Origin of the sequence: Acinetobacter sp. GG2 (assembly GCF_000292385.1) — a bacterium.
GTDB lineage: Bacteria > Pseudomonadota > Gammaproteobacteria > Pseudomonadales > Moraxellaceae > Acinetobacter > Acinetobacter seifertii.
Genome location: NZ_ALOW01000029.1, coordinates 1 through 17,518, shown reverse-complemented (window position 1 = coordinate 17,518; position 17,518 = coordinate 1). Strand labels below are relative to the sequence as shown.

Below are 17,518 nucleotides of genomic sequence, written 5' to 3'. Positions count from 1 at the left end.
TCAAAAAAGTGAGTAAAGTATATATAAATGAGACTCATTTGCAATGGTTGTGGGTGATAAAGCCGTAGGAAAAATTAATAATAATTTAACTTTTTAATTAGATTATCTTTTATGCTCGGCCACTCTTCATCAATAATACTGAACCTGACAGAATTTCTTTTTCTGCCATTAGGCATGATTCGCTCATTTCTAACCACACCTTCTTTTTGGGCGCCTAGTCTTAAAATCGCATTCTGGGATTTTTCATTAAGTACATCTGTTGTGAACTGAACTCTAACGCAATTTAGCTCTTCAAAGGCATATTGAAGAAGTAAATATTTTGCTTCTGTATTTGCGTATGTTCGCTGCCACGATTTTGAGTACCAAGTACTTCCAATTTCTAACTTTAAATTTTTTCTATCTATTTTCCAAAATCTGGTAGACCCAATGATTTTTCTTGTAGCAATATCTTCGACTACAAAAGGAAGAACCGTACCCGCTTGGTAACCTTCTAGTGCATGCTGAATATAGTCATCTACTGTTTCTGCTGAAGGGACTACAGTGAAAGGGAGGTTCCATAGTTCTCCATCGGAAGCAGCGGTAACTAAGTCTCTTGAATCTTCAATAGTTAATATGCGTAGTCGTATACGATGGCTTGAAAGCGTTATGTTTAAAGGCATAACAGAGGTCCTAGCTAAAAGGTACTAAATAAAGCGGTTTATCCAAATCTTATTTAAATCGACTATTAAGATCGCCACTTGAAACCGAAGTATTGAGCGAATGGAAATTACCTGACTCGGCAATCGCACTTGCTGTTTTAATAAAACCATCCCAAGCTGAACGAGCTAATGCTCCACCAAGACTAATACGTCTTACACCCAAGTCTGCAAGTTCTGCTGCCGTTAAATCACTATCCCAACCAATTAAAACGTTTACAGGTTTTGGTGAAACGGCATTCACCACAGCAATGATTTGTTCACGAGTTTTAATACCAGGCGCATACAGGCAGTCAGCACCAGCTTCTGAATATGCTTTTAACCTGTTAATGGTATCTTCTAAATCGGGTACACCCACAAAGAAGTTTTCAGCACGACCAATAAGCATGACGTTAGTTCCGCTTTGGTCGATCGCTACGCGAGCTGCTCGTATTCTTTCAACTGCGTCAGGAATATCACGAAGCGGCTTTTCACCATTTCCGGTTGAATCTTCAATAGAAATACCCGCTATACCTGTATCAATTGCTATTAGAACATTTTCAATGACGCCTTGAGTTGTATCTGAAAAGCCACTTTCAAAGTCAGCATTGATAGGCAGGTTAGTGGACTGAACCATATAACGTAGATGTGCCAAGGTTTCATCTCGGTCGAGTTGACCATCGGCCTTTCCAGAAGACCATGCATAACCTGAGCTTGTTGTTGCCAGTGCTTTATAGCCCAGTTGTTCGAGTATTTTTGCACTGCCTGCATCCCAAGGGTTGGGTAAAATAAAGCATCCGTCTTTATGGAGATCGCGGAAAATTTTTCTTTTCTCATCGACTGAATTTTTCATTATTTCTTACTCTTTTTAATGTATTTACTTAAATTTAGTCACTCAATTTTGCCTTTAAACTAAGAGATTGAAAGACCAACTCAAGTCGAATGACTATAACAACTTTTTAATGTATACAAATACAACCACTTCTTCATTTCAAATAAGAAAATCAAAATAAAGTCATGTCCATTTTGGGGATATTGATTATAGTTTTCTTGAATTGATATAAATCTGTTTATCGTCATAAAAAATCATAGTGAGTGTTTTATTATTTTTGTAGTTAACAGGGGAGAACAAACCAGAAACTATTTTTATGTCTAATAAGGATCCGCTATGAAAAACACTTATTTAGTGATAGGCGCTACAAAAGGTATTGGAAAAGCAATTAGCGAAGAACTGTCCTTGCAGGGACATCAGGTGATTGGTATTGCCAGAAACATTGAAAATATAGATTTTCGCGGACAGCTTTTTAGTTGTGATCTATCTAATATAGAACAGACTGAAGAAACTTTAGCTTTAATTTCTCAATCTCATGTCATACATGGAATTGTAAATAACTCAGGAATTAGCTTGCCTCAACCTTTAGGCCAGATTTCCTTTCTTGCCTTGGAGGAGGTTTGGAACTTAAATGTAAGAGCGGCTATACAAGTAACTCAGCATTTTGTTGCGCAACTAAAAGAACAGCGCTTTGGACGAATTATTAATATTGGCAGCAGAGCAATTTACGGAGCAAAACAACGGACAGCATACTCGGCAGCAAAAAGTGCCTTGGTCGGGTGTACTAAAACTTGGGCACTTGAGTTGGCTGAGTTTGGAATAACGGTAAACTGTATTGCGCCGGGGCCAATTGAAACGGAACTTTTTAGAAAGACCAGACCCGTTGGAAGTGAAGCTGAAAAAGCAATATTAGAAAGTATTCCTTTGGGAAGGATCGGTACTCCACAAGATGTTGCACATGCAGTCGCTTTTTTATTGTCAGATCATGCAGGTTTTATTACCGGCCAAGTTCTCAAGGTTGATGGCGGTGGAAGCTTATAGATAATTGTAAAAATGCTTAGGTACTAAAAATTTAAAATTCATCTCGTCTAGTTCTCAGAAAAGATGAACATATTCATAGGAAAACCAAATCCTATGAAAGGTATGACTTTGTAATTTTAATTCATTCTAAATGGCAGACGTAATCAATCACTTCATCTGTGATAATTTTAAATTTACTATTTTCGGGAACATTAAAAGATTCACCACTTGAATAGACTTTAGTATCCGGATCATCGCCAATTTGAACACTACATTTCCCTGAAATGATCTCAATGCGTTCTGAAACGTGGGTTTTAAAAGTTAAAGCTTTTTCTGTTGGAAGAATTACTCCTAAAGTCTTTTTTGTACCATCTTCAAGTTCAATAACATGACTAATTGAGTGTCCTTCGTAATGAACATTCGCTTTTTTTGTTATAGAAACAGCATCAAATTGATTTGGCATTTTTCTTGTCTCTTTTATTGTACCGAATATGTACAAGATAATAATAAAAGCTCATCTAAACTTTCAAGCTTTAAAAATAGATTATTAAGTGAACAATACAAATAAATGCGTCTCGAATGCGCGGAGATCATTTAAAACATAGGTAAATATTTTTTTTATTAAAATTAGAATAACAATCTAATATATTGTTCATTGATTTGATTTATTACAAATACATAGTGCAGAGAAGCTTGAAGGTATGAAGTTAAATTTAGATAAATATGACCGTGTAATATTAGATCTTCTACAGAAGGACTGCACATTGGCAATAGGTGATATTGCGGAAAAGGTGGGATTAAGCAACACGGCTTGTTGGCGCAGAATACATAAGATGGAAGAAGAGGGTATTATTCGTGCAAAAGTCGCTTTGCTAGACCGTAAAAAACTCAACATTAATGTGATTGTGATGGTGTTTATTAAAACAGCACAACACAATATTGAGTGGATTCAAAAATTTCATTCTCATATCTATAGCATCGATGAAGTGATTGAAGTGTATAGAATGGCAGGTGAAACAGATTATTTACTTAAAGTCGCCGTATCGGATGTTGCTGAATTCGATAAAGTATATAAAAAATTAATTGAAATTAACGGATTGGCCGATGTGAGTTCTAGCTTTGCTATGGAGCAAATTAAATATACGACAGAACTTCCTTTAAATTTTTTCTAATAAAAACTGCGAATACTATTAAAAATTAAGGACCAGCAAAAATGCTAGAAGCTAAACCTTATTTACGTTCGGTACAAATTAAAGCAAACATGCAGGCAGACTGGTCAATTTATCCTTTTGCAATACCAGCTGTTAATGATATTGAACAATTAAGGTTTCATCCAGACGTTACTTTTTTTGTTGGTGAAAATGGCTCTGGTAAGTCGACGATTATGGAAGCCATTGCTTTGGCGCTTGGCTTTTCAGAAGAAGGCGGCACTCTAAATGTGCGACTTAATTCAGCCAGTAGTTCATCAAATTTATTTCAGTATTTAAGAATAATTAAAAGCTTTAAAAAGCCTAAAGACTATTACTTTCTAAGAGCCGAGAGTTATTACAATATCGGCACATATATGAATGAATTGGACTATGTAAAAAGTTATGGTGGCAATATCCATGCTTGTTCACATGGTGAAAGTTTTTTGAAATTGCTGACCAATAAATTACAAGGTGAGGGTCTTTATTTATTAGATGAACCAGAAGCGGCTCTTTCACCTACCATGCAATTTGTCGCTTTATCGGCTATTCATGAATTGTGCAAAAAACAGTCACAACTAATCATTGCAACGCACTCGCCAATTTTACTGGCTTATCCCAACGCTAAAATTTATCACTTTTCTGACACTGGGATCCGTGAAATCCAGTATGAGCAAACGGAACATTTCCGAGTAACGCATGATTTTTTAAATAATTACCAAAAGCGTATCCAGCAAATCATGGATGAAGAATAGTGTGAGAAGTACCTTTTATAACAGCAAGTTCGAACAACAAGCAGATCAACACAAAGTACGCAATAAGATAATATTTTACTCTAAGAAATAAATATTGGATTAAAATTCTAATTTAAAGTAAAAATAGGAAATATAGATCTAATTTTAGGATAAAAAATAGAAAAGATTAAAATTTATATCCATTGAAACCTCACTATCATGAATTGGTAATAAAGTTGATATGTTTCTTGGAATATAAAAGTGAATCAATTCAGCACAGATGTCATTAATTTAGGACGAACACCCGAGCGCTTTGATGGTCTAGTCAATACACCTGTTTTTCGCGGTTCGACTATTGTTGTAAATAGCTTTAGTGAGTGGGAAGAATTTAAACGCAATGGTGGGGTGTATCGACATTACGGCCGTTTCGGTGCTGCAACAGCTAAATCTTTTGAAAGTGCAATCAATGCACTTGAGGGTGGTGCGGGTAGTATGGTGTTTCCTTCTGGGTTATCGGCATGTACACATGCACTTATGGCTTGTGTAGAGGCAAATAGCCATGTTTTGATTGCCGACAACATCTATGGTCCAACGCGAAATTTTGCTGACAATATATTAGTCCGAATCGGGGTAAGCGTTGACTATTTTGACTCTACTAACCTTGGGGCATTAACTGAAAAAATTAATCATCGTACTAGTGTGGTGTTTATCGAGTCACCGGGTTCAATGACATTTGAACTGAGTGATGTTGCGGCAATTTCTGCAATTAGTCATCAATATGGCGCAAAAGTATTAGTCGATAACTCTTGGGCAACGCCGTTACTTTTTCAACCCTTAAAGCATGGTGCTGATATTTCTATTCAGTCCGTAACCAAATACATTGGTGGCCATTCTGACATACTCATGGGCGTGGCTACTGCAAATGCCGAAACATACGAACAACTCACTAAAACTGGTCATTGGTTTGGTGAAACCACAAGCCCAGACGACATTTATTTGGCTTCACGGGGCTTGCGAAGTCTGGCGGTAAGGTTAAAGCAGCATCAAAACAGTGCTCTCATTATTGCTCAGTTTCTATCAACACATCCGGCTATTAAGGAAGTGCTTCATCCTGCTTTAGAAACAAGCCCATATCATGATTTGTGGCTGAGAGATTTTCATGGTTCATCTGGAGTATTTGCTTTTTATTTAAAAGAGTCTGAATCTTCTTATGTGCAAAAATTCTTTGATTCGCTGCAATTATTTCACATTGGTTTGTCTTGGGGTGGGTTTGAAAGTCTGATTTTACCTGTTGGACAAGCTTATCGAACCCATACCAATTTACCTAAAGATGGTTATTTAGTACGCTTAAATATCGGACTAGAATCGGTGGTCGATTTACAAAAAGATTTGGAATATGCACTAAAGTGCGCAGAACAAATGCGTGTTGAAAGTGTTATATAGTCGTCTTAAACCTAACTTTGCACATCAGCCGCTTTATGTGTGACAGGGGCTATCATTTTATTAGATATTGTATAGCGACCATATACTAATTGGGATTCTGTTGCTGCGATATTATGTTCGTTTACTGTCGGTGCTAAAGCGAATTTAAACTTTATAGATCATCTAATTTTATGAAAGAAAGCCCTATTAAAAGGGCTTTGCCATCATTTAGCTAAGTTTTAAATACTTATCTTTTAATTTATCTAGGAAAATAAACAAGTTTTGGTTCATTTCTTGATAGTCATGACTCCTCAATTCTTCTCGGGTATTAACAAATTTATAATCATGAGCTTGATTGAGTTCAGTTGCTGAATGTTGAATGAGTAATTCAACAACTTCAGGCGTTAGTTCCATATGACATTGCAAACCATAAACTAATTTTGAGTATTCAACGATTTGTCGCGGACAGCCTGCACTAAAAGCAATAATTTTTGCATCGTTGGTTAACCCGGGCATATCATTGTGCCAGTGGCCAACTTCTTTCATTTTTCCTAAATGTGAAAATAGAGAATTTTTAAAACCATACTCTGTCAGCATAATAGGAAACTTACCAATTTCTCTTTCAGGGCTATGTTCAAACTTGGCACCTAAAGCTTCACCAATCAGCTGTGAACCTAAACATACCCCTAAAACGACTTTGTTTGCTTGGATGGCTTTCTTAATAACCGCTTGTTCAGCGAGTGAATTAAAATGAGGACACATTTCAACTGTAGTATCTGGACTTTGTGGGCCACCCATCACAATCAGGAAATCGATTTCTTCAACCGTAGAAGGGAATTCTCCATTTAAATACACTCTTGAATATGTCATTTTGCAGTGATTATTTTGACCCCAAATTTCATATGCACCAGGTGCTTCAAAATCTTCATGAACAATAAAATGTAGGTGCATGATAGTTCCCTAAATTCAAAGAAGGTATAGATAGGTTTATTGCTAGATCTAAGCCAAAGATAGGTTATGGAGCTTAAGGGCTAGTGAACACATCCAGTTTTTCAAAGTTATATGGTCCAGTTTGATATATTCTTTGCAGTTGTTGCTAATTCGATTATTTGAAAAAGAATATAAAATAAAAATAATCATTTCATTTATTTAATAATTTTAAAAAATATTTAATTTTTCTTGTTTTAATTGTGATTTAAAGATAAATTTCTTAAATATTTTTTTATGTCCTTATTCAAAAAATTAATAAGTAATAATAATTTTTAACATTATATAAAAATATACTTAAAAATTGTAAGTTGTTGTATTTGATAAAGACTATGAGTCTGTTTTTTTATTCATTATTTGTAGTTATATTTCCATTTAGTATAGTTTTAAAATTTTAAACTATTAAATAGAAAATTATTTACTATTTGTTTATATAATAAATTGTAATTGTTTTTTACAAATGTAAGCGAATGTTTGCTGTAGAATCAGTAAATTAATTTATATAAATTGCTTGAATAAGTGTTCTTTTGATGTATAATGAAGTCAACTAGAAAAAAGACTTATTAGTTTAGTAAATCCTCTTTTAGTATCGAAGCTTTATTCATAATCCTCCGTTTTTAAGATCTTAAGCTCAATTCGTTATTTTTTCCAAGTTAAACCCGTCATGTCTCATGGCACAAGTTCTTAAAAATCAATAGGATGTATATCATGTCTAACAACACAGCTACTGGTACAGTTAAGTGGTTCAACGAAACTAAAGGTTTCGGTTTTATCCAACAAGATTCAGGTCCAGACGTTTTTGCTCACTTCAAAGAAATCGCTTCTTCTGGCTTCAAAACTTTACATGAAGGTCAACGCGTGACTTTTAATGTTGTGCAAGGTCAAAAAGGCCCTAGCGCTACAAACATCATTCCTCAGTAATTAGTACTGTAGAATAGAAAAAGCCCTCATTTGAGGGCTTTTTTATTGACTAAAAAAAGAATAATTTCATCTTAGTCCCATCAAACTCTAATCAAGTGTTGTCTGAATGCTTTGTACTAAGACTTTTTGATGAAGAGAAAGAGAGTTTGACCAACAATTTTAAATTGAACCTGTTAGCTCAACGATTTCTTATGATGAAACTTAAAAATCGCTTAATCGTATGAGAATAATATAAGAGGTATATAAAACCTTATATTACATTGAGTAAATATAAGGCTTTAATAAATTTGATGTTAACTGAAATTTTAAAAGAGATCTTTTAATTGATGTAAAAATCTCTTCTATATAATTTAACTAGCGATGCGTGCTTCTGTTTTTTCAAGCTCAATTATTTTAATAATATAAGACCATGTTTTTTCCCGATTAACTAAACCTTTATCAATTGTGCCATCAATAATAATGCCATCAAGAATATTCAGAAAGAGTGTAGTTAATGCTTCAGGATCCTCAACATAAACTTTAATTAATATCGAAAAAACAAGCGTATAGATCCATTTACGATAGTCGTTAATAGGATTTTTTACTGAAGGATAAACTTGTACAACTTCCATGGTCGCCTTTTTAAATAAGCAGCCATTAAAATCGTCGGTATAAATCCAGTCAATATACCAATCAAATAAGCTCCTGAGCTGAACTAAAGGCAAATCTTTAGTATTGATTCTTTCTAATATAGCTGCCTGAATATCTGAATTTCTCTTGTAAAGGCATGATTCTATTAAATTTTCCTTGGACGGAAAATATTTGTAGAATGTCATTTTTGCTACATTAGATTCAGCAATAATTTTGTCAATTCCAATGCCGTTATAGCTTTTCTGATTAAAAAGGGCTATAGCTGTTGTTATAATAGTGTCTCTTTTTGACATCAATTTCCCCATTGTAAACTTTTGAATTCCGTTTCTTTTTAAAGTGGTCTCTTATAAAAGTTAATTTCAATCATATTGAAAAGATTGTCGTAATACAACAGATGAAATAATAAAAATGACAATATTTTTTGCTATGAATTGTTAATTAATTTATTAAAAAAATTTATTAAAACATGGATTGATTTGTGTAAATAATAAACCTAATATCGAATTGTTTAGGGATGAGTATACAATTTTATTGAGTAGCAAATGAATGCGCAATTAAAATAATGGAGAACTCAAAACCTAACTATAAGAATTAATTTGTTATTGAGAATGATTATGTCAAAAAAATTTGAAGATTTTAATAATCCAAGACAAAAAGCTTTACTGGGGATGAAGAATAGTATTCCTTCACAACAGTGGGAAGAAAATCTAGCATTTCTCAAACAATTAAGAGAAAAAATCGCTAAATTACCAGTATGTACACATCCAGCAATTGAAATTTTAAATAACGGACAGCTTGATAAATTTACCTTAACAAAAATTCATTTGGAATATCGTCACGCTATTGTACAAGTATTTACGGATGCTTTATTAATGGCTCAATTTCAGACTAAGCAATTAGAACCGAAATTACACTCTGGAGCTAAAATGTTCCCACGTGTTTTATTAAGTTTAAATATACTAGATGAATTTGGTTTTAGACCTGGAACAGACCAAGATAATTATTATTTGGGTAATCCTGAATATGCACATTATCCACTTTATGAAGATTTACTTAATGATTATGGTCTAAATGAACAGGATCGAAGATCATACCATCCTTCAAAAATCGCAGATCAGGTAAGAAGGTTTTTAGAATCTTCATACGATAGTTATATTAAAGTTGTTGCATTGCTTGCGGTTGCAGAAGAAGAAGTCATTCTTTTTAGTCCTCCGCTACGTGAGGCGACTAAGGCTGTTGGAATTGAGGTTGAGGGTGGTGGCTATTACCATGTACATGGTGTATCGACTGACGAGACATCAGAAGCAGCAGATGATGATCATGAAGATGACTTGTGGTTTGCATTGGCTCAAGGTATAACCAAAGATGATTATGAAAGTCTTACCAAGCTGTGTATGGAGTACTGCGCTTTATGGAATGAATTTTGGGATGCCCAAATTGCTTATGTCGATTTTATGGAGACAAAAAAACTGGCATAAACTTAATATTCCATTCCGAATGCTTCACGAAAGCTTATCCAATAGTGGGTAGGCTTTTTTATTGGTGGTTTTATCTTAATCTTATACGCATAAGCTAACAAATTAACAGCAATCGATACTCTCCATCTTTTTCAACGGGTGCTCTATGCACACACGGTAAAACTTTTTGAGTTGGATGATCTACCGCCAAACGCCACAAGTGTCCTGTACCCAAATTTATAGGTTGTGCATGGGCTTTAGGCTGGTAATGTAAATCAAAAAAATACTCTGCTAAAAAGCTTTCAAATTCGGCTTCTGGGCCGTCATGTAATGCTTTGAGTTTGCCTCTAATTTCTGGAATTAAAACTTTTTGCTCAACCTGATCATTAGGCACAATATCGCTGGCTGCGCCGTGATAAGTACATAAAAAAGTATCTGTTTCTATAGGGGAACGATCAACATGAAATGAATAGACATCTGTTGAAATAAAATCTAGTTCTTCATCACGTTCATAGTGTTTAAGTAAATTAAGTACAGGTGATGCACCCATATCAGTTAAAAGCTGCATGTCTTTTAAAATAATGTCTCGAGCCAAAACACCTTGTTCTGAAAGCTCAAGTGCTAAAAGGTCTTCAGCAGAAATTTCGGTAATATTTTCTTTTAACTCAAGTTTAGTCACAATTTCTTTAAAGTCGCCCATCAAATTTCTGTGCCAACAAATAGCATTCTTATCTCCCTGAAAATGTGTATTTACAAGTTCAGCAAAAGTAGACACCACTTCAACTTGCTTGTGGTCAGAAAATGTATTTGTCATATGAAATTTAAATCGCTCAAAACCCTGCCAATCATACACGTTTAGCGCTACTAGGGCTGCAATCTTTAGCCGAAATTTTAGCTGTTAAAAAATGAATATAATGCAAGAAAAGTACAATAATGATATGAACTTTGGGTTCAGCTTGCCTATTATAAAATGGCTTTAAGTAACCGAGACAAGATGAGAAGTCGACTATTTTTATAGTCGTGTAAGGAAATAAAGACAGTTTTTAAAAGTAATAGGGTCACGAGGAAAGTATGGAAGAAATTAAAACAATCGGTGTGGTTGGTGTCGGTGTCATTGGCGCAAGCTGGACAGCTTTATTTTTATATAAAGGCTTTAAAGTAAAGGTATATGACCCATATCCCATAGATGAAGAATTATTTAAAAAGAGAATACAAGCAAATTTAAAAGATTTACGAGATTTAGATTTGCAAATACAGCCTAGCCATTCTTTACAAGATATTCTTTCAAATCTAGAACTTCACAACAACTTAAAAGATGCCGTAGCCGATGTCGATTTTATTCAAGAAAATGCACCAGAGCGTTTGGATGTAAAGCAAAAGTTATATCAAGACATCACGTCATATTGTCCACAAAAGACACTGATTGCCTCAAGTTCTTCCGGCCTAAAAGTTTCAGACTTTCAAAAAGAGGCAACTCATCCCGAGCGTATACTTTTAGGTCATCCATTTAACCCACCTCATCTATTACCTTTGGTTGAAATTGTAGGCGGAAATTTAACAGCCCCACAGTTTTTAAAGCGCGCCTCCGAGTTTTATCAAAGCATTGGTAAGCACCCGATTATTTTAAATAAAGAAGTAAAAGGTCATGTTGCAAACCGTTTGCAAGCAGCATTATGGCGAGAAGCATTTTCACTGGTTAAAGAAGGTGTGTGTTCAGCCGAAGATGTTGATATTGCAATTACCAGTGGGCCAGGGCTGAGATGGGCATTATTTGGCCCTTATATAAATATGGAACTTGCAAACCAGAAGGGTTTTAAAGAGGCAATTCATCACTTAGGGCCACCTATGACCGAATGGTGGAATGATATGCAGGCGTTTCAGCATTCTGATGAAACTACAGAGGTGCTAGAAGCACAAACAAAAGAGCTTTTAAACCACTATAAACATGTCGACCTATCTCAAAAAAGAGATAAAGGGCTAGTCGATATTTTAAAGCTAAGACTACAGTTAGAGTTAGATTAAACTCATTTTTTAGAAGTGCCAAACAGGGCTTTACTGCAATGTTTGGCTTTTTTGTTGTGGCGTATTTCGGTAATATTCCTATTCTTCTTTCTGCTCAAAACTTATAAAAAGCTTGCTCTATTCCTAAGCTTTTTAAAGTCATAAATTTACTTAGCTATATGAAACGATACTACAAACAAATTGAATCGACTGCTTCACATTGGACAACTGAACAAGACTGTTTTTTAATAGAAAATAATTCTCTTTCTATTGATGAGCTAAAACAACATCTGCCATTTTCTGAAGAAGAAATTAGGGTTCGTAGATCGGTTTTGGGTTTAGTTAGACGAGATCAGCAAATGCGGCCTTATTAACTTTACCAAATGGTAAATTTTCAATTGAAAATAAATGTTTCAAAATATCTTAATAATTTAGAAAAATTGTGGATGAGTTATCAAAACCATACTTTTTTTAGGTGATTGTTTAGCAAGGTTTACAGAACACTTAAACTAATTACATTCAATAATAATAACATTTCACTCCTTTACATTTGTTTCCTCATAATCAGAACCATAAATCATTTTAAGATCAAAACTTTATAACAATTGAGATCGAGGAGGTTAAAAATGCCAAAATATTTAGCCGTGGCTGAAAAGGTTTATAAAAACATTCAAAAAGATGACTTATTCACCAATGACCTTACACAAAATCTGAATTGTTTGATCAGTCAGATACGTAAGGCCATTAAAGGGACTGAGTTTAAACTTAAGTTTAATTACATCGATTTTGATGAGCAATTAACTAAACCGATTAGTGAGTGCAAAGTTAAAGTTGATTTAAGTGTAATGCCTAAGTTTGAAAATGAAGGAGAGTATTTACTTTGGTTGGCAAGTTTTATTGAACGGATTACAGAAGGGGGAAAACCTAAATTTCCGCCAATTTCACAGCTCATTCCATATGGTTTTAAGATGTCGAAAGAATCATTCCCTGTAGTCGCTGCGCCTCAAAAAGAACAACATGCAGATATGATTATTAGCTATTTTAAATCGAATGATTTTCTGAAAACCGAGAAAACTCCTTCATAAAAGAATATAGAAGTATTCGTCCACCATACTTCTATATACCTGCTGGTTTATACTCAGCGACCGCCTTCTGGGGCGGTTTTTTTTATGGGTGTTACACCATTACTGGTCAATGGGGATGTGTATTTCTAGAGTCTATGTTTGTGGTTACAAACGTCAATGTCTGATGATCTAACACTTGATGTGTTGCATCAGCTAAATCAATCGAAACCGTATGCTCACCGGGAGTCAGTCCCTGAAGGACGATTGGCTCTTCAGACGCTTGTACCCAATGCCAAGAATTGTGATCAAGCGAAACATGCAGGTGACCGAGTTTTGGTTTAACCGCGAGTGCAGCATCGCCATAAACAGACAATATTCGAATATTCTGCGCATGCCAGCGGATAATGACGACCCCTTTAATGACCTGATGATCTGTTGGAGAGTCAATAATCAAATGGGGAGCATTATCCTTTTGCTGCACTGGTGATACACCAAAACTGGTCTCGTTCGCATAGGCTTGCGATCCCAAAAGCAATACCCCCCAGTATTCCTGTGACCAGTAACTTTGTGTTCATAACGAAGCACTCTGAGATTAATGTAAGCACAGATTACATTGATCTCAAAGTACTGTCAAAGTTAAACTATCGTAAATTTACAAGTGATGAAATTCATGGCAGACACACAACGGGGTTATCACCATGGCGCACTGAAAGCCGCACTTATTGATGCGACGCTAGTTCTTTTAAAAGAGGGTGGGATTGAAGCCGTTTCTGTGCGAGAGGCGGCTAAACGGGCTGGTGTTTCACCAGGCGCACCGTTTCGCCATTTTCCGTCGAGAACTGCACTATTGAATGCGGTTGCAGAAGAGGCTATGGTTCGTCTCACCATGCAAATCGATCAGGCACTCACACAAGCAGCGAGTCTCTCACCCTTAGAGCAATACCGTGCATTGGGACAGGCATTCCTGATTTGGGCCTTTGAAAATCCACATCACTTTCAAGTGATTTCCATACGCGCCGTCATCGATTTTGAGGGAAGTGGGCTTCGGGCAGCTAACGACAAGATTCGTCGCCAGATGCGGCAACTGTTAAATGACGCTGTATCGAGTGGAGAGCTTGTCGGTATTTCGGCTGAAGATGCTTTGTTGTCTACTCGTGCATTGGCTTATGGCCTTGCTCGTATGAACATTGATGGACAGTTACAGAGTTGGGACGTTGAGTCAGGGAACTACCTTGGGCTTGCACAACATCTGATTAATGAACAAATTGATCGCCTCAAACGTTGAGATTTCAATTCTGATCTCTAAGTCGTACTCAATGTCTTAAACAGGGTGGGCAGTGTAGATGAGTATCAGCAATTACAGCATGAGGAACTGGTGCCATGTCTTTCCCAGAGGACAAACCCATCGAACTGTAAAAACTTCATCTAACTTTTTAAATTGAGTCTTCTTTTATATAGGGCAGATTGGTGTGAAAAAGGGAAGCATTGGCCAATCTTTTAATAGCTTCTTCAAGTTCATCGTAATGATGAATGCTTGCATCAGAAAGAGACGGATGAAGGGTTAGAGCTGGATGAAAATATATAGTTTGCATGCCAACTTTTTTTGCGCCTGCTATATCTGCTATTGGATTGTCTCCAATAAAAATGCAATCGGATGGACTACAGCCTAATTGAGTGCAAGCATATAGATAAATTGCTGGGTCGGGTTTTCTTAAACCAATGGCTTCAGAAATCACAATAGTTGAAAAATATTCTGTTATTCCTAAAGCATAAAAATTATGCTCCTGAAAAGGTGTTTTTCCATTTGATACTAAGCCCAATGTGTATCCTTGAGCATGAAGATTTTGGATAGTCTCTTGAGCATTTTCAAAAGCCGTAGAGAACTTATTAAAGTTACTAATGTAAGACTGGAGTAATTCAGATGTATCATATCCTTTGATATTAAAGTCTTTAATTAATTGATCATAAACAATATCTTTCCAAACACTTCCATTATTATCTAACTCGATGAAGCTTTTAATAAAAGACTCTTTTAATTCTTGTGGTACTAATTTAAAGAAGTTTATTTGCCAATTTAGAAATTTTAAAAGTGATTCATTGCGGTTAAGAATGGTTTGATCTAGATCAAACAAAAGTACTTTTTTCATTTTTAGCATCTTTTATAAATAGATTAATATTTATATCGAATTTCTATCTATTATTCAGTTTAATTAAAATACTTTTACGATTATTCTCTGTATAACTCCAAATCAACCCATCATAAGGAATTGCTAAAAACCTTCTACTCATGATGGGCTTATGTGCTTAACGGTTCATAGAATCAACGGCTTGAAGTATGCCTGTAAATAATATTGCTAGTTTTGACTCAGGCTGTGGCTCATTTCCATTTGCGGTAAATACTGCACAAACTTTATGACCTTTTTGAGTTTTTCCAATCACGGAAAAGTTGATGACGCCGTATTCAGAGCCACCTTTAAAACCAATTTTCTGCCAATTTAAATTTTTAAAAAGTGGGTTTAAAGAACTATTCAGAGCGGGAGCATCTTGAACACTTTCAAGCAGAGGGCAAATCTCATTGGCTGACATATACCATTCAGCATCTTGCCAAGTAGCCGATTTTCCAATGTCACTCACACTCGGAAGTGGTAGTTTGTCTAAATCAGAGAGTGCTTCTAGACGAGCCGACTTTGTACCTGTTTTAAACTTATTTTTTAGTTTTTCGTTGCTTGGGTCAATCAGTTGAAATAGCTCTCGTGTTGTTAGGAGAGGAGAATTTCTAGGTGACAACGCTTCTATACGAGGTTTCTTTAATACCTCTATCAGGCTATCGGTCGCTGTATTATCGCTAATTTGTATCATTAACTGCGCGAGAAGTTCCAGATTTACTGGTGTACCATCAGGCAAGTTTTGTAAAACTCCTGTTGGTAATGAGCGATTTTTTTCTTTTAAAGAAACAATAGTTTCTCTTTTTAATTCGTCTTCTTTTATCGCATCTTCATATGCTTTTAAAACGAGTAACTTAAAAGTCGAACCCACAGCCATCGGGGTTTTATCATTTTCAACAACCACAGGTTTGTTATCTACAACAACTAAAAGAGAGGTTTTACCGACTGAGTTTTCATGCAGGCCTCTAACCATTTCGTCTAGGCTTACGGTCTTAAAATGAGGCGCGCTAAACCAAAGGGTACTAATTTGCCCTTGCTCATCTAAGCTAATTGAAACAGGTAATTCTCCTTTCTCGAAATCAATAGTCCCAGTGCCATTTGAAACATTAATACCTTTAACCGTGCCTAAAGAGGCTTTTAAATCATCAACGATTTTTTGAATTTGTGTTATGGAAACTTGTCCTAAAAATTGAGGACTAAATAAAGCAGGTTCTACGGGTTTATCTGCAAAAATGAGTGAAAGCTTAGTCGATAAATTATCCATTTTTTGTTCTGTCGCTGCATGAGTAGTAGAAATAACAATAGGGGAAACATTCAAAGCCATAACGCCTACAGCAAAAAATAAAGCTCTAGTTGTGTACATTTTCTTGGTGAGAAAGTTCTTCATTCAATGTCCTCTTATATTCAGACTCATCTACAGTTTTTTATAAATGGTTTTAAAATAAGCATTCATTTTGGCCCATCAAAACTTATATATCTATATAAATTTCTTCGATTTTATAAACCCTCATTTAATAATAAAACTAAATTATTTACCCTTACTTTTAATGATTTATTTTAAAGCAAATGTCATTTTGTGTGCTTGACTGCACGTAACTTGGATAATATCCTTTCCGGACTGGCCTACATTGCCAGGTGGTTTTGACAGACCACTTAGGACCGCATCAGATTTATTCCTTTCTGAGGGATACTTCTATGTGTACTTCTCGTTCCCTCCCGTAGCGGTAGGACGGGAGAGGGACACATTCGTGTGTGCTGGAGTCCTACCAGTCTGTCAACCCGCTTCCGTTCTGCCACCATAATTTTAATGTCTGGCAGAACTCCCAATAGAAGGAGTTGGCTTTGCACATTCATTATTTCTTGGCTCTCGATGCCAAAAGCTATAACGACACCACTTAAATCATCTTTAAACAGTTTGATGGCCTTTAGGGTTTTCAGGCTTTAAGTCATTACGGCTCAAAATTTGTATCAACAATAAAACTTGAGATGTGCCAAGCACAGTCTTTACGGCTTTGCTGTGCCTTTTTTTCTCCCAAAAAGGGCACAGGCTTTTTTCTCTTTTAGAAACAACAAGAATTTATAACGGTAAAAACTATGCCACCTTTAGTATTTTCTACACGTGCTTTAAAAGTTATTAATAAGGCGATTGATTTATTTCACCACCACGGATTTCATTTAGTGGGCGTCGACAGAATTGTGAAAGAATCTGAAATTACAAAAATGACTTTTTATCATTATTTTCAGTCCAAAGCGCGGTTTATCGAAATTTGCCTACTCGTGCAAAAAGAACGGCTACAAGAGAAAGTCATTGCAATAGTCGAGTACGACCACAACACAAGCGTAAAGGAAAAACTCAAAATACTTTATGACTTGCATACCGATTTGGAAGGGCGGTATTACCTGTTATTTAAAGCCATTTTTGAA

The 17,518-nt window shown here is 35.5% G+C and carries 20 protein-coding genes; 11 read left to right on the top strand and 9 right to left on the bottom strand.

All coding sequences use genetic code 11. The features are described from left to right. Positions 1 to 74 precede the first annotated feature (74 nt). Positions 75 to 659, bottom strand: a complete 585-nt coding sequence (locus tag B554_RS0106135) for a GNAT family N-acetyltransferase (protein ID WP_019457358.1) — start codon at positions 657 to 659, stop codon at positions 75 to 77. Positions 660 to 708: 49 nt separating this feature from the next. After that, on the bottom strand, positions 709 to 1,527 hold the full coding sequence (locus B554_RS0106130) for an isocitrate lyase/PEP mutase family protein (RefSeq protein WP_019457357.1): 819 nt from the start codon (positions 1,525 to 1,527) through the stop codon (positions 709 to 711). A 315-nt stretch (positions 1,528 to 1,842) separates the two neighbouring features. Here B554_RS0106130 and B554_RS0106125 point away from each other — a divergent pair, with 315 nt between their 5' ends. After that, entirely contained in the window at positions 1,843 to 2,547 is a 705-nt protein-coding gene (locus B554_RS0106125; RefSeq protein ID WP_019457356.1) for an SDR family oxidoreductase, read from the top strand. Positions 2,548 to 2,668: 121 nt separating this feature from the next. Here B554_RS0106125 and B554_RS0106120 read toward each other — a convergent pair whose 3' ends face one another. Next, positions 2,669 to 2,989, bottom strand: a complete 321-nt coding sequence (locus B554_RS0106120) for a pyrimidine/purine nucleoside phosphorylase (RefSeq protein WP_004702576.1) — start codon at positions 2,987 to 2,989, stop codon at positions 2,669 to 2,671. 238 nt (positions 2,990 to 3,227) lie between these two features. Between B554_RS0106120 and B554_RS0106115 the strand changes: the two genes are divergently transcribed. From B554_RS0106115 to metC, 3 genes are all read left to right on the top strand, one after another. Continuing rightward, the gene (locus tag B554_RS0106115) at positions 3,228 to 3,698 is read left to right on the top strand and encodes an Lrp/AsnC family transcriptional regulator (protein WP_004702573.1); all 471 of its coding nucleotides are present in this window, start codon (positions 3,228 to 3,230) and stop codon (positions 3,696 to 3,698) included. Between the two features lie 41 nt (positions 3,699 to 3,739). After that, positions 3,740 to 4,468: an AAA family ATPase gene (locus tag B554_RS0106110; protein ID WP_019457354.1), complete on the top strand. Its 729-nt coding sequence runs from the start codon at positions 3,740 to 3,742 to the stop codon at positions 4,466 to 4,468. Between the two features lie 240 nt (positions 4,469 to 4,708). After that, positions 4,709 to 5,890, top strand: a complete 1,182-nt coding sequence (metC, locus tag B554_RS0106105; protein ID WP_019457353.1) for a cystathionine beta-lyase — start codon at positions 4,709 to 4,711, stop codon at positions 5,888 to 5,890. A gap of 207 nt (positions 5,891 to 6,097) precedes the next feature. Here metC and B554_RS0106100 read toward each other — a convergent pair whose 3' ends face one another. Beyond that, positions 6,098 to 6,820: a GMP synthase gene (locus B554_RS0106100; RefSeq protein ID WP_019457352.1), complete on the bottom strand. Its 723-nt coding sequence runs from the start codon at positions 6,818 to 6,820 to the stop codon at positions 6,098 to 6,100. Between the two features lie 744 nt (positions 6,821 to 7,564). On the opposite strand from B554_RS0106100, the gene B554_RS0106095 reads away from it, so the two are divergent. Continuing rightward, on the top strand, positions 7,565 to 7,777 hold the full coding sequence (locus tag B554_RS0106095) for a cold-shock protein (protein ID WP_002054492.1): 213 nt from the start codon (positions 7,565 to 7,567) through the stop codon (positions 7,775 to 7,777). A 350-nt stretch (positions 7,778 to 8,127) separates the two neighbouring features. On the opposite strand, the gene B554_RS0106090 is transcribed toward B554_RS0106095, so the two are convergent. Beyond that, a complete protein-coding gene (locus tag B554_RS0106090) occupies positions 8,128 to 8,700 on the bottom strand; it encodes a TetR/AcrR family transcriptional regulator (RefSeq protein WP_019457351.1) in 573 nt (190 codons plus the stop codon). A 321-nt stretch (positions 8,701 to 9,021) separates the two neighbouring features. Here B554_RS0106090 and B554_RS0106085 point away from each other — a divergent pair, with 321 nt between their 5' ends. Beyond that, positions 9,022 to 9,885 (top strand): hypothetical protein, encoded by an 864-nt coding sequence (locus B554_RS0106085; protein WP_025465117.1) that lies wholly within the window; start codon positions 9,022 to 9,024, stop codon positions 9,883 to 9,885. 94 nt (positions 9,886 to 9,979) lie between these two features. On the opposite strand, the gene B554_RS0106080 is transcribed toward B554_RS0106085, so the two are convergent. Beyond that, the gene (locus tag B554_RS0106080) at positions 9,980 to 10,678 is read right to left on the bottom strand and encodes a DUF1826 domain-containing protein (protein WP_025465116.1); all 699 of its coding nucleotides are present in this window, start codon (positions 10,676 to 10,678) and stop codon (positions 9,980 to 9,982) included. A gap of 257 nt (positions 10,679 to 10,935) precedes the next feature. Here B554_RS0106080 and B554_RS0106075 point away from each other — a divergent pair, with 257 nt between their 5' ends. From B554_RS0106075 to B554_RS0106070, 3 genes are all read left to right on the top strand, one after another. Beyond that, entirely contained in the window at positions 10,936 to 11,886 is a 951-nt protein-coding gene (locus B554_RS0106075) for a 3-hydroxyacyl-CoA dehydrogenase NAD-binding domain-containing protein (RefSeq protein ID WP_019457348.1), read from the top strand. A 158-nt stretch (positions 11,887 to 12,044) separates the two neighbouring features. Beyond that, a complete protein-coding gene (locus B554_RS19040; RefSeq protein ID WP_081400313.1) occupies positions 12,045 to 12,239 on the top strand; it encodes a hypothetical protein in 195 nt (64 codons plus the stop codon). A 252-nt stretch (positions 12,240 to 12,491) separates the two neighbouring features. Continuing rightward, entirely contained in the window at positions 12,492 to 12,950 is a 459-nt protein-coding gene (locus B554_RS0106070) for a hypothetical protein (RefSeq protein WP_019457347.1), read from the top strand. A gap of 106 nt (positions 12,951 to 13,056) precedes the next feature. Here the strand turns inward: B554_RS0106070 and B554_RS0106065 are convergent, their stop codons facing one another. Next, complete coding sequence (locus tag B554_RS0106065) at positions 13,057 to 13,458, bottom strand: DUF6130 family protein (RefSeq protein ID WP_155757397.1); 402 nt, start codon at positions 13,456 to 13,458, stop codon at positions 13,057 to 13,059. Positions 13,459 to 13,599: 141 nt separating this feature from the next. Between B554_RS0106065 and B554_RS0106060 the strand changes: the two genes are divergently transcribed. Next, positions 13,600 to 14,214 (top strand): TetR/AcrR family transcriptional regulator, encoded by a 615-nt coding sequence (locus tag B554_RS0106060; RefSeq protein ID WP_019457345.1) that lies wholly within the window; start codon positions 13,600 to 13,602, stop codon positions 14,212 to 14,214. 148 nt (positions 14,215 to 14,362) lie between these two features. Here the strand turns inward: B554_RS0106060 and B554_RS0106055 are convergent, their stop codons facing one another. Together B554_RS0106055 and B554_RS0106050 are read right to left on the bottom strand one after the other, a co-directional pair. Continuing rightward, on the bottom strand, positions 14,363 to 15,076 hold the full coding sequence (locus B554_RS0106055; RefSeq protein WP_019457344.1) for an HAD family hydrolase: 714 nt from the start codon (positions 15,074 to 15,076) through the stop codon (positions 14,363 to 14,365). A 157-nt stretch (positions 15,077 to 15,233) separates the two neighbouring features. Next, positions 15,234 to 16,481 (bottom strand): serine hydrolase, encoded by a 1,248-nt coding sequence (locus B554_RS0106050; protein ID WP_025465113.1) that lies wholly within the window; start codon positions 16,479 to 16,481, stop codon positions 15,234 to 15,236. Between the two features lie 707 nt (positions 16,482 to 17,188). Here B554_RS0106050 and B554_RS0106045 point away from each other — a divergent pair. Next, the coding region (locus B554_RS0106045; protein WP_019457342.1) for a TetR/AcrR family transcriptional regulator at positions 17,189 to 17,518 on the top strand (330 nt) is incomplete at its 3' end.

What these genes read in the sequence shown, in the direction of transcription:
- B554_RS0106135 (WP_019457358.1), bottom strand. Translation starts at nt 659, where the DNA reads ATGCCTTTAAACATAACGCTTTCAAGCCATCGTATACGACTACGCATA.
- B554_RS0106130 (WP_019457357.1), bottom strand. Translation starts at nt 1,527, where the DNA reads ATGAAAAATTCAGTCGATGAGAAAAGAAAAATTTTCCGCGATCTCCAT.
- B554_RS0106125 (WP_019457356.1), top strand. Translation starts at nt 1,843, where the DNA reads ATGAAAAACACTTATTTAGTGATAGGCGCTACAAAAGGTATTGGAAAA.
- B554_RS0106120 (WP_004702576.1), bottom strand. Translation starts at nt 2,989, where the DNA reads ATGCCAAATCAATTTGATGCTGTTTCTATAACAAAAAAAGCGAATGTT.
- B554_RS0106115 (WP_004702573.1), top strand. Translation starts at nt 3,228, where the DNA reads ATGAAGTTAAATTTAGATAAATATGACCGTGTAATATTAGATCTTCTA.
- B554_RS0106110 (WP_019457354.1), top strand. Translation starts at nt 3,740, where the DNA reads ATGCTAGAAGCTAAACCTTATTTACGTTCGGTACAAATTAAAGCAAAC.
- B554_RS0106100 (WP_019457352.1), bottom strand. Translation starts at nt 6,820, where the DNA reads ATGCACCTACATTTTATTGTTCATGAAGATTTTGAAGCACCTGGTGCA.
- B554_RS0106095 (WP_002054492.1), top strand. Translation starts at nt 7,565, where the DNA reads ATGTCTAACAACACAGCTACTGGTACAGTTAAGTGGTTCAACGAAACT.
- B554_RS0106090 (WP_019457351.1), bottom strand. Translation starts at nt 8,700, where the DNA reads ATGTCAAAAAGAGACACTATTATAACAACAGCTATAGCCCTTTTTAAT.
- B554_RS0106085 (WP_025465117.1), top strand. Translation starts at nt 9,022, where the DNA reads ATGTCAAAAAAATTTGAAGATTTTAATAATCCAAGACAAAAAGCTTTA.
- B554_RS0106080 (WP_025465116.1), bottom strand. Translation starts at nt 10,678, where the DNA reads ATGACAAATACATTTTCTGACCACAAGCAAGTTGAAGTGGTGTCTACT.
- B554_RS0106075 (WP_019457348.1), top strand. Translation starts at nt 10,936, where the DNA reads ATGGAAGAAATTAAAACAATCGGTGTGGTTGGTGTCGGTGTCATTGGC.
- B554_RS19040 (WP_081400313.1), top strand. Translation starts at nt 12,045, where the DNA reads ATGAAACGATACTACAAACAAATTGAATCGACTGCTTCACATTGGACA.
- B554_RS0106070 (WP_019457347.1), top strand. Translation starts at nt 12,492, where the DNA reads ATGCCAAAATATTTAGCCGTGGCTGAAAAGGTTTATAAAAACATTCAA.
- B554_RS0106060 (WP_019457345.1), top strand. Translation starts at nt 13,600, where the DNA reads ATGGCAGACACACAACGGGGTTATCACCATGGCGCACTGAAAGCCGCA.
- B554_RS0106055 (WP_019457344.1), bottom strand. Translation starts at nt 15,076, where the DNA reads ATGAAAAAAGTACTTTTGTTTGATCTAGATCAAACCATTCTTAACCGC.
- B554_RS0106050 (WP_025465113.1), bottom strand. Translation starts at nt 16,481, where the DNA reads ATGAAGAACTTTCTCACCAAGAAAATGTACACAACTAGAGCTTTATTT.